Genomic DNA, 1,744 nt, shown 5'->3' on the forward strand with positions numbered 1-1,744 from the left:
GGTGTTCGGCGCCGCACGGTATTTCTGCGACCGGCTGCAGCAGACCCGCGTGGCCGGCGAACTCGCGCATGCGATCGCGGCCGGGGCCGTTGCAGCCGACGCCGTGTTTCCCGAACTCGGCGAAGTGATCGCCGGCCGCCGCGACGGCCGCACGCATCGCGACGACATCACGATCTGCGACCTGACCGGCACCGGCGCGCAGGACACCGCGATTGCCGTGCTCGCGCTGCAGCGCGCCCGCGCGGCGGAAGTGGGCACGATTTTCCACAACGACCTCACGACTTGAGAGGAGACAGATGTCCGCAGTCATCGAAACCCAGACAGCCGCGCCGCGTCTCGCGTTCGCGCGCAGCGAATATGCCGCGCGCATCGCGAAGACGCGCGCGGCGATGGAGCGGGCCGGCATCGACCTGCTGATCGTCACCGACCCGACCAACATGGGCTGGCTGACCGGCTATGACGGCTGGTCGTTCTACGTGCACCAGTGCGTGCTGCTCGCGCTGGACGGCGAACCCGTGTGGTTCGGCCGCAACCAGGACGCGAACGGCGCGAAGCGCACCGCGTTCATGGCGCACGAGAACATCGTCGGCTATCCCGACCATTACGTGCAGTCGAGCGTACGCCACCCAATGGATTACCTGTCGACCGAGGTAATCGCGGCGCGCGGCTGGAGCACGCTGCGCATCGGCGTCGAGCTCGACAACTACTACTTCAGCGCGGCGGCGTACGCGTCGCTGCAGCAGCATCTGCCGGTCGCGCGCTGGGTCGACGCGACCGCGCTCGTCAACTGGCAGCGCGCGGTGAAGTCGCCGCGCGAGATCGAATACATGCGCGTGGCCGCGCGCATCGTCGAGCGGATGCATGCGCATATCGTCGAGACGATCGAGCCGGGCATGAAGAAGAGCGACCTGGTCGCGCAGATCTATGCGACCGGGATCGGCGGCGCGGACGGATTCGGCGGCGACTATCCGGCGATCGTGCCGCTGTTGCCGACCGGCGCCGACGCGGCCGCACCGCACCTGACCTGGGACGACTCGACGTTCGCGCGCGGCGCGGGCACGTTCTTCGAGATCGCCGGCTGCTACTGCCGCTATCACTGCCCTCTGTCGCGCACCGTCTATCTCGGCAAGCCGCCCGCGCATTTCATCGAAGGCGAGCGCGCGGTGGTCGAGGGCATCGAGGCCGGGCTCGCGGCCGCGAAACCCGGCAACGTGTGCGAGGACATCGCGAACGCGTTCTTCGCGGTGCTGCGCCGCGCCGGTATCGACAAGGACAGCCGCTGCGGCTATCCGATCGGCGCGAGCTATCCGCCCGACTGGGGCGAGCGCACGATGAGCCTGCGTCCGGGCGACCGGACGGTGCTCGAACCCGGCATGACGTTCCATTTCATGCCGGGGCTGTGGCTCGACGACTGGGGGCTGGAGATCACGGAGAGCATCCTGATCACCGAGACCGGCGTCGAGACGTTCTGCAACGTGCCGCGCAAGCTGTTCGTGAAGGAGTAGGGCGATGCGTGCTTCCCCGATTACGCCGACCGTCGATTTCGACGCGGACGGCGAACAGCACGGCTTCCTGAAGCTGCCTTACTCGCGCGACGATTCCGCGTGGGGCGCGATCATGATTCCGGTGACCGTCGTGAAGCGCGGCGACGGGCCGACGGTGTTGCTGACCGGCGGCAATCACGGCGACGAATACGAAGGGCCGGTCGCGCTGTCGAAGCTCGCCGGTTCGCTGAAGGCGGCCG

Annotated in this window: 2 protein-coding genes and 1 pseudogene; all 3 read left to right on the forward strand. The window is 68.2% G+C overall.

Features of this window, described 5'->3' with window-relative positions; translation table 11 throughout:
- Positions 1–286: pseudogene (locus JMF90_RS35735) on the forward strand (ornithine cyclodeaminase family protein); the annotation flags it as partial.
- A 10-nt stretch (positions 287–296) separates the two neighbouring features.
- The gene (gene doeA, locus JMF90_RS35740; protein WP_011549339.1) at positions 297–1,505 is read left to right on the forward strand and encodes an ectoine hydrolase DoeA; all 1,209 of its coding nucleotides are present in this window, start codon (positions 297–299) and stop codon (positions 1,503–1,505) included.
- Between the two features lie 4 nt (positions 1,506–1,509).
- Positions 1,510–1,744: succinylglutamate desuccinylase/aspartoacylase family protein (locus JMF90_RS35745; protein ID WP_201326220.1), on the forward strand; the 235-nt coding region annotated here is incomplete at its 3' end.

This window comes from Burkholderia sp. E168m23 (assembly GCF_016586125.1).
Taxonomy (GTDB): Bacteria; Pseudomonadota; Gammaproteobacteria; order Burkholderiales; family Burkholderiaceae; genus Burkholderia; species Burkholderia orbicola.

Excerpts from the sequence above, each read along its gene's own strand:
- doeA (WP_011549339.1), top strand. The coding sequence starts at position 297 with ATGTCCGCAGTCATCGAAACCCAGACAGCCGCGCCGCGTCTCGCGTTC.